The sequence below is a fragment of the Pedobacter psychrophilus genome (assembly GCF_001652725.1).
GTDB classification, from domain to species: domain Bacteria; phylum Bacteroidota; class Bacteroidia; order Sphingobacteriales; family Sphingobacteriaceae; genus Pseudopedobacter; species Pseudopedobacter psychrophilus.
Window position 1 is genome coordinate 1 of record NZ_LWHJ01000004.1, and the last position, 8951, is coordinate 8951.

The following is an 8951-nucleotide window of genomic DNA, read 5'->3' on the forward strand; positions in this document are numbered from 1 at the left end:
TCTCACAAAACGGTTAAACATTAGAAATTTAAGTATTTTCATTATTGTCTGATTTGAATTCGGAGTTGGTCAGTTTTGCTCAAGTTGCAGCTAACGTTTGGCAGCTACCCGAAGGGCGGGATTTTTACCACTAAACTTCATTCGGAGAACTGAACTTTCGGCTACCACAAATGTGTCTGCGAAGCACGAAACCCCGCCTTTTGGGTAGGTGCTGTTAGCGGTTCGTTGTTTTTCTTTCCACCGATTTTTATTAATCATTTTCGTCAGTTTGAGTGAATAATTTTTTTGTCAAATTAAGGTCTGTTAAATTATGGTTTTTAATTGTCAAAAAATATTTCGTCTGCCAACTTTGAGTTTTCTCTGCTTGTTTATTTGTCGCAACGTCCCAAGGTGGATAAACTCTAATTCCACGTTTCCCTTCTTTACCGTTTCTTGTTATTATTCCTTTGTCTGCCAAAACAGATTTTGTGAAAATAAATTGTCCAAAGTTGTCACCGCTTCTTGATGTGATTATTATAAAATCTATGTTGTCTGAAATGTCGAACGGCTCAGTTATTCCGTCTTTGTTTCTTTTCCAAATTGTTACAAACTGTCCTGTTTTTGTCGGTGTAATTTTAGAAACACGGTGTTGAATTGTCTTTCCGTTAAGTCCAAATGAGCAAGCTCCGTATTCTGCACTTTCGGAATTCAATTTTGGGTCTGTCAAGTCAAAACCACATTTGTCATAAACCAATTCTTTCGCAACTTTTAGGTCGCTATGAAATGAATTTATAATCGGCAATGTGCTTTCTGTTGTCATATTTTATAGTCGATATTTTGTTTGTTGGTTTTGTGTTCTAGTGTCGTCTTACAATGACCGCTAACGGTTGGCAGGTTTAAGAATATTGCGGTTTTACTTGCAGAAACTCTGTCGACCTGCACAAATTAAGTAAATAAACACTAACTAAGTACAAGCACTTCGCCCCGCAATTTTTTAAACCTGTGGTTATGGGACGTTGCGATTGCTATTCTTGCGATATTTAAGTTCTGTAAATACATTTCGGTTAACGATTTATGAATTTAGTTCGGTCAATTTTCTTGGATTTTTTGTTGCTAACCAAAAAAAAATCTTTAGTTTTTCGATTCATTTCCTTTGTTCATTCAGGTCGGCTAAAACGTTTTGTTTAATTGGATTTTGTCGGAACAAATTTAAGTTGAGCGATTTGGTCGGCCAAATAAACCATAAATACCAAAACCTAAAAGTTCAGTTCGGGCGGTTAAAAAAACGCAATTGAGCAAACTGTTCGGCTAAATACTTTTAAAACTTTTCGTTCAGTTCGGTCGGTAATTATTTTTAAAATACTATAAGTTATTCAGTAGCAATGCCCCATAACGTTTTGCAAGTTTGTACAGAAATGGCATTAAAGCAGTACCAATTTCAGCTTGCATAAACTTAATTAATTTGTAGAAAGTTATTTTACCATAGTCAGCCATTTTTGTACAAACTTGTTGTTAGCGGTTCGGGCTTCTTTTTATCAGTTGTTAATTTGTCAATGTTAATTTGTCTTTTCATTTGTCCTTAGTATTCTGTTGAAGTTGTTAGGAAACCGAAGCCATAAAAATAATGCTATAGAACCAAGTCCAAGTAAAAGCATAAATGCCGTCAATGGACTTTTGTCTGTTCGCACCTTTTCAAAATCCAATAAAGTTGTTTTATCGTTGTCGATTTGAAAAACTTCTGGTTCGTATTCATCAACTTCACTTTTTTTAACCCAAACCGTAACTGAGTCTGCTTGCTTCAAACCTTGCGAAATTTTTTCATATTTGTCGAAACGCCATTCGTTACCGATATTTTCTGCCAAATAGAATTTCTGTTGTCGTCCGTTTATATAAATAATCAGTTCTGATTTTCTGCTGTTGTGTCCACTTTGGTCTGTTACGTTAGTAACATATGTGTCAGCGGCTCGAAGCGTTCCTTTTATTTGTGTCAAGTTTGATTTAAAAGTCCAAATTGTAGGAAGTTGATAAATGCTAAATCCTGTCAGCATAATACCAAATATCAAAAGTCTATTCTGATAATTTCTTGTCCACCAATCGTATTTCTTTTTTACCAAAAGTTTTTATTTTTTGTTTGTTCAATTGTTGTCAGTTGTGTCGTTTTAGCCTGAACGCTAACGTTTTGAAAATTTGTGCAGAAATGGCATTACTTGCAGAACCATTTTCGACCCGCACTAAATTAAGTAAATAACCGATGAATTAACGTAAACCACCGTCAGCCATTTTTGCACAAATTTGCTGTTATGCGCTGGTTTTTTAATCTCATTTTTTGTCTGGAAATCAAATAGTTATTAATTAGGAAATGTCATTTCAAATTCTCCATTTACTACATAAAACCAGTGTTCATCAAGTTTGTATATAGTGATAGGATTATAAAAAATTTCCGAATGTTCATACTTTGTATTTAATTTAAAATCAGATATTATAGAGCTGTCAGGTATAGGGATATATACAAATCCCTCTGTTCTTACCGTAAAAAGACCAAGATGTACAGGGAAATATATACAGTTTAAGCCTTTAATATTTTCAATAACCACCAAACTACTGTGTAGCGTGTGATATTTATAATCATTTACAAACACAGTAGCAGATTTTTCATGATTAAATTTATACTTGATTTCTCCATTCAATATTTTATTCACAAATACCTGTCTTTCTTTATTTCTAATAAAAAAATCAATTCTAGATGAATATTCTTTAGTTATTAGAGTTAAAATTAAAAAAGGAGATATGGCAATGAATATAGCTTTTAATTTATTTTCTGTTTTATATTTAATTGTAATAAAAGCTGATAAAATTGCCGTTATGATTAAAATTAACCAGATGAGTTTTGATAATAATTCAAAAAGTATATAGAATGGATTCTCTGCTAATAAATATAAATAAACCTCAAAAAGTTGAAATAATAGTAAAATTAAGGTGCTTACTATTATTATTTTAAAAAATAAGACCGGGATTTTTCTATGATTTGGTTTAATCATAATTGATTTAGTTTAAAAGGTCTGTCGGGTTAAACTTGCGCATAACGTTTTGGAAATTTGTGCAGAAATGGCATTACTTGCAGAACCATTGTCGTACCGCACTAATTTAAGTAAATAACGAATGACTTTACATAAACCACCGTCAGCCATTTTTGCACAAATTTGCTGTTAGGGGCAGTAATTTTTCTAAGGTTTCGAATATGGCTCCTTGTCAATTATTGCTTTTCTGATTTTTGCTTTAAAATATTGTGTCAAATCCTTGTCGTATTCAAGGACGTTAACGAATTCTTCAAGGTCTGTTAGAATTAAAATTGCTTTGTTTACTAACGCTTCTTTGCTTGCGATAATTCCTGAATCAGCAAAACCTGATGCTGAAATAAAAATACCCTGTGCACTTGTTCTATGGTAAATTCTTCCCAAGTGAGCAAAAATATCTTCACTTCCTATCTTATCCTTTTTCCACTTCATTTCAACCAAATAAATTTGGTTGTCGATTTCTATAACTCCATCAATTTGCTCGATAATCCCTTCGCCATTGTCGCCCTTACGTGTAAATGCTTCTCTAACAAGAATTCCATATATAGAGAATAATGAATTCAATACTCCTTCTAATTTCTTGCCTCGTTCTTGTGGATTGGTTATGCTAAATAAGGCGTAGAATTCTTTTTTAGTCTTTTCAATTAGTTCAGTTCTCTTTTTAATTTCTTCAACTTTTTTTGAGTAAATTTCACTATGCTTAGCCTGAATGCTTTCTTTTTCTAGTTTCATTCTTGTAAAAGTATCTTTTACATTTACAATCGTTCTTATTTCAGAAACAAGTCCCTTTGCTTTGTATTGATCAGTTTCCCAGCAGTTTGTGAAAGATTCAAATTCTACAACACGTTTTAAAAGTTCTCGTCTTTCCCTAATATAGGTGTCTGTTTTTTCGTTAATCCTCGTTAAGATAGTTCTGCAAATTTCATATTTATTAATACTGTCCTTATCTGCATCTAATTTTTCTGAAATATCTTTGTATAATTTCTCTGAAATTCCAGCTCCTCTAAAAAATAGAAGTACTGACTTTTTAGACCTGTTCAATAATGGAATTGCTCCAATAAGCAGTTCAAGTAATTCTGGGGGATAATGGAATGTGTCAGTTTGTGTCATTTAAGTTCTTTAGGTGTTTTTGCTACTGACGTTTGCGAAACGATTTTAATAGTAGTAATTTATATTTCAAGGATTAATGTTCCAAGAGTAATCTCGGTATTACTTTTAATTTAATTGAAGCTTTTGGCGTAATTTTTATTTTTCGATTAATTATTCATAAATGTATCAGCTTTTATAATTCTAATATTAGGATTTATTTTCTCAATAAGTTCTTTTACAAATCCAAAATCTGCATTACTCATAGCTACACCTGTAATAATCTCTTCAATAGTTATATCAATAAAATGTCTGTCTCTAACAAACGCTCTTACTTCTTCTTCATAGTTCCAAACTACAAGTTTATGGCTTAAAATTTCAGTTGCAGTTTGGTCATTAAAATCTTGATTTCTAATTGAGACAAGTCCATTGTATTGGATGGGTTTAACAGTATATTGGTTGTTATCAATTCGTAAACCAATTGCTACGCCTCGTTGTCCATTAGTGTAGTGTGACCACATAAGTTGGTTATCTCTGACTTTTGAAAGTGAACATAGTCTTAACTCTCCTTTTTCTTCTAATAGTTTATTCCTAATCTCTCTGTTCAGTTCGCCCGATTGATAATAATATTGCCCTTCCATTGGGTCATTCAGGTCTTTATATTTTGAAGCAAAAAGTCTATTTTTTAGAATTATGTCCACAAAATTCTTGAAATTGTCTAAACTGCGATATTTATATAAAATTTCTGTCATCATTGTATGTTTCGGCGTTCGGTATTATTGCCCCTAACGTTTTGAAAATTTGCGCAGAAATGGCATTACTTGCAGAACCATTGTCGTACCGTACCAAATTAAGTAAATAACTGATGAAATAACGTAACCCACCGTCAGCCATTTTTGTGCAAATTTGCTGTTAGCGGTAGTTTATTTATAAAATATGATGATTAATCTGTCGGTTATTAAGAATGTAATTGTCGTCAAAAAAGTGTGAGTATGGCCTAAAAGCCCCATTGTATAATTCATAATTTTCAATGTCCGAAGTAAAAAGCGACTTTGTTTTCAGCTTTCGATGAATAGTTAAAAGTTTAGCATAAATAACGTCTTTATCATGCTTTCTACAGCTGATACCTAGCAAGAACATGTCGTTTTGGTCGGTAGGGTCTTTCTTTAGGTCAAAGTATGCGAAAGCCCTTTCGTCAGTCTTACTTTGAAATACCTCTATTGAGTGGTTGTTTCGATTAAGATATTTCTCAACAAGCAGTTGTTTGTCAATAGTTATTTGAAGTAACTCTAAAATTTCAAATAGTTCAGTTCCATCCAATTCCGTTTCCCATGAGGAATTTTCAACTATGAATATTTCATAGAAGCAGGTGTAAAAAGAAAACTCTATATAATCCTTATTCATATAAAAATATCCATCTACTGTAAATCAAATATTCCATGTGCATTGTCAGTCATAAAGTCGGCAGTTAAATTACCGCTAACGTTTTGCTAATTTGCGCAGAAATGGCATTGCTTGCAGAACCATTGTCGCACCACACTAAATTAAATAAATAACTGATGAATTAACATAAACCACCGTCAGCCATTTTTGTGCAAATTTGCTGTTATGTGTAGCCATTTATATGCTTTTTTTATTAGCCTGTCAATAGAATTAAATTTTGTACATATTACTACTTATAGCATTGAAGTATAACAGGAAATTAGATTTCTTGCAAATTAGTCTTTATTCTGAAACATTTAAGTCTTGGTTAAATTTGAAATTATCATTTTAGAGGTTCATTTCTCATTACCTTAACTTAGATTTTCAGTATTCTTTTCTATTTACAATATTCAGATAGTCCACTTACGCATACAACTAACCTATTGACTTTTCCTTTTGAATAGTCATAGCTTAAATTCTTTTTAGCTAAAATTAACGTTTGTCCAATAGGCGTATTAAGAACTACCAAATTGGCATTTTTTTTAACTATTAATAACTCGAAATCCGAACCTTTTAGCTCATAAGGTTCGTATTGAATATAATCACCTTTTTTGAATTTTGCATTACAATCAATATCTTTTAAGTCTGTTCGTACTATTACATGACTTGCTTTAAATCCCTGAACTTCCACTGGTAATTTACAAATTAAAATATCTTTGTCTTTATCAAAAGTTCCTTCTGGTAAATCAAAATATTTGTCTACATTAAACGAGTCACTATCAATGAAAATTTCAAAACATGCTTCATTAGATAATATATTATTTGAGTTGTAACCTCCAAATATTCTCATTGCAATCCATAAAATCACAACTATGCCTATTATAATACCTAAAACTTTTTTCATACTCATTTTTTTTTATTACGATACTCAATGTTTGCAAACATATTGCTTATAATTTCTAAATTACTTTGTTGAATTTAACGAATTTCCAATTTTAATTTATCTTTTTAAATCTTTCCGTTCAGTAGGTTTATTCTAATTAGTTTTTTAAAAATGTCAGTTCGGTTTTTTTTACTTAAAAAGTTTAAATATTATTTCTCAATTGTCGATTTGCAATTCTATTTCAATCTATTCTTATTGACGTATTTCGGTCGTTTTATGGTTACACATAACGTTTTGAAAATTTGTGCAGAAATGGCATTACTTGCAGAACCATTGTCGCACCGCACTGAACTAAATAATTAACGAAAAACCTGAGTTGAACCACCGTCAGCCATTTTTGTGCAAATTTGCGGTTATGTGTAGTATTATTTTTTATTTTTAATGTCGCTTAACATTTCTTTTAATGTCTCGTCTTTGTTAGGTAGTTGATTTAATTGATTTTGAATTTTTAAATATAAATTTTCGTAAGTAGATTCCTTATTCAAAACTTTCAGAGTGTATTCAAAAGGATAAAGAGACATCACGACACCATCTTTGTTGTATTTGAGAGTAAGAAATCGAAGTGAAGATTCAGGCTCATTGTCACTATATAACTGAAAGTCAAAATTTTCTGTGAAATAATTACTAAAACAAATTGATAATGTCATACCAATTTGTTTATCTTCCATATCCAAAGATTTACAAAAGTCGTAAAAACCTTCATTTAACACTTGGTCGATATTTACTGGATGATTTGTAGAACCATTAAACTTCTGTGAAATATTATTTACTTGAAAATAATCATTAATCATTTTGTTACTATCTTCAAATATAGGATTGTCAGAATCTAATTCTTTATACCGCTTGTCAAAGGATTCGTCAGTTAAAACTGACTTAATCTTTTTTTCTTGGCTTGTCATTCTGTTTGTTGAGAATATTTTTTTAAAAAAGTTCATATCTTGTATTTAGGTCGTTTGTAATATTATACATAACGTTTTGAAAATTTGTGCAGAAATGGCATTGCTTGCAGAACCAATGTCGCACCGCACAAAATAAATAATTAGCGAAAAACATGAGTTGAACCACCGTCAGCCATTTTTGTGCAAATTTGCTGTTACCAGTAGTAGCATTCATCAATTTATTATTTTTTTTAAGTATAAAATGGAAAAGTCCAAATTCGATTAACATAGTCTGGCCAAACTTCATGAATTTTTTCAAGTAACTCTTTTCCACCAACTGTAATTGAACTTTCATGTGAACAATAAATAACAAATTGAAATTTTTTGTCAGTATATATGTATTCCAATCCATCATAAACAAAATCACATTCAGTCGCTTTTTTGAAAGTCATATTTCCGCTCTCTTGAATTTCAAATACTTCAATTATATCATAGATGTCTTTAAGTATGTCTGGAAGGTTCGTAATATGTTCAGTAAAATGGTTTGATTGATAAATTTCGGTATTTGGTATTCCTTTTTCTCCAGTTATTGGAATCCAGCCAAATGGAAGATTGCAATTCCATTTTTCATTAAGGTTTAATAAAACTAAATCTTTTGTCATTACATTTTATTTTGTATTTCTTCGGCGTGGCTATTACTGGTAACGTTTTGAAAATTTGTGCAGAAATGGCATTGCTTGCAGAACCATTGTCGCACCGCACTGAACTAAATAATTAACGAAAAACCTGAGTTGAACCACCGTCAGCCATTTTTGAACAAATTTGCTGTTAGCGGTTGGCATTTTTTAAGCTTTAAAATCGAAGTCTTTAACTTTTATTTTGCACATTTCGCCATTCTTTAAGTTATGCCAAACAATTCCTTCAATTCCTGAACCATTTCCAAACTTTGTTTTTTGTTCTGGTAACCATTTTTTTAATCCTTCAAAGTCTGTCGGAACATTTTCATATTTCACTTTTTCGCACCAGTCAGCAAGTGAGAAAATAAATAAAGTATGTCCAACAAGTTTTAAAGGGTTTCCTTGTATTTTTTCTCCTAAAGCTTCAGCACTCCATTCGCCATCAGGAACAGATGAGAAGTCGGTATTTTTAACTGCTTCAAAGATGTATCTGTCAGCTGTTTCCGCCTCATCGGCGTCAACGTACCACGGATCAACTATTCCATCGTTTTTTTGGGTTTTGTCTGGGTTTCGTCGTTTTTCAACTCTAACAATAGTATGATTTCTCACTGTCACACGAACATTCATTCCATCTAACTTTTCTGTTGCAATAGAGTTTTCGAAATCAAAATGTTCAAGAACTAATTTTTCGTTAACTTTTCGGTTTGTCTCCCAGTTTCTGTCGAAGATTGTTGGTATTTTTTCCATTTATTTTTATGTTTTAATTAAGGTGTCGTTTTGTTATGCTTACCGCTAACGATTGGCGAATTTGTGTTGTAATGGCATAGAAAGTAAAAACTTGTCTACCCGTATAAATTTAGTTAATTGTGATGAAATAACTTAAAGCAGTTCA

9 protein-coding genes are annotated in these 8951 nt (G+C 31.6%); all 9 read right to left on the reverse strand.

Annotated elements, in window-relative coordinates; genetic code table 11:
* Positions 1-250: 250 nt before the first annotated feature.
* The 9 genes from A5893_RS00255 to A5893_RS00305 all read right to left on the reverse strand — a co-directional run bounded on the left by A5893_RS00255 (position 251) and on the right by A5893_RS00305 (position 8806).
* Entirely contained in the window at positions 251-799 is a 549-nt protein-coding gene (locus A5893_RS00255) for a MepB family protein (protein WP_068820540.1), read from the reverse strand.
* Between the two features lie 736 nt (positions 800-1535).
* The gene (locus A5893_RS00260; RefSeq protein ID WP_068820541.1) at positions 1536-2093 is read right to left on the reverse strand and encodes a hypothetical protein; all 558 of its coding nucleotides are present in this window, start codon (positions 2091-2093) and stop codon (positions 1536-1538) included.
* Between the two features lie 234 nt (positions 2094-2327).
* Positions 2328-3017, reverse strand: a complete 690-nt coding sequence (locus A5893_RS00265; RefSeq protein WP_068820542.1) for a hypothetical protein — start codon at positions 3015-3017, stop codon at positions 2328-2330.
* 186 nt (positions 3018-3203) lie between these two features.
* Positions 3204-4163, reverse strand: a complete 960-nt coding sequence (locus A5893_RS00270) for a restriction endonuclease (protein ID WP_068820543.1) — start codon at positions 4161-4163, stop codon at positions 3204-3206.
* 146 nt (positions 4164-4309) lie between these two features.
* Entirely contained in the window at positions 4310-4894 is a 585-nt protein-coding gene (locus A5893_RS00275; RefSeq protein ID WP_198342229.1) for a DUF2971 domain-containing protein, read from the reverse strand.
* A gap of 1064 nt (positions 4895-5958) precedes the next feature.
* Positions 5959-6465, reverse strand: a complete 507-nt coding sequence (locus A5893_RS00285) for a hypothetical protein (protein ID WP_068820545.1) — start codon at positions 6463-6465, stop codon at positions 5959-5961.
* A gap of 404 nt (positions 6466-6869) precedes the next feature.
* The gene (locus tag A5893_RS00290; RefSeq protein WP_157687317.1) at positions 6870-7403 is read right to left on the reverse strand and encodes a hypothetical protein; all 534 of its coding nucleotides are present in this window, start codon (positions 7401-7403) and stop codon (positions 6870-6872) included.
* Positions 7404-7633: 230 nt separating this feature from the next.
* Positions 7634-8044 carry a hypothetical protein gene (locus tag A5893_RS00300; RefSeq protein WP_068820548.1) on the reverse strand — a complete coding sequence of 137 codons (411 nt, stop codon included), beginning with the start codon at positions 8042-8044 and terminating at the stop codon, positions 7634-7636.
* 183 nt (positions 8045-8227) lie between these two features.
* On the reverse strand, positions 8228-8806 hold the full coding sequence (locus tag A5893_RS00305; protein ID WP_068820549.1) for a hypothetical protein: 579 nt from the start codon (positions 8804-8806) through the stop codon (positions 8228-8230).
* Between the last annotated feature and the right edge of the window lie 145 nt (positions 8807-8951).

Excerpts from the sequence above, each read along its gene's own strand:
- A5893_RS00285 (WP_068820545.1), bottom strand. The coding sequence starts at position 6,465 with ATGAAAAAAGTTTTAGGTATTATAATAGGCATAGTTGTGATTTTATGG.
- A5893_RS00305 (WP_068820549.1), bottom strand. The coding sequence starts at position 8,806 with ATGGAAAAAATACCAACAATCTTCGACAGAAACTGGGAGACAAACCGA.
- A5893_RS00255 (WP_068820540.1), bottom strand. The coding sequence starts at position 799 with ATGACAACAGAAAGCACATTGCCGATTATAAATTCATTTCATAGCGAC.
- A5893_RS00275 (WP_198342229.1), bottom strand. The coding sequence starts at position 4,894 with ATGATGACAGAAATTTTATATAAATATCGCAGTTTAGACAATTTCAAG.
- A5893_RS00265 (WP_068820542.1), bottom strand. The coding sequence starts at position 3,017 with ATGATTAAACCAAATCATAGAAAAATCCCGGTCTTATTTTTTAAAATA.
- A5893_RS00300 (WP_068820548.1), bottom strand. The coding sequence starts at position 8,044 with ATGACAAAAGATTTAGTTTTATTAAACCTTAATGAAAAATGGAATTGC.
- A5893_RS00290 (WP_157687317.1), bottom strand. The coding sequence starts at position 7,403 with ATGACAAGCCAAGAAAAAAAGATTAAGTCAGTTTTAACTGACGAATCC.
- A5893_RS00270 (WP_068820543.1), bottom strand. The coding sequence starts at position 4,163 with ATGACACAAACTGACACATTCCATTATCCCCCAGAATTACTTGAACTG.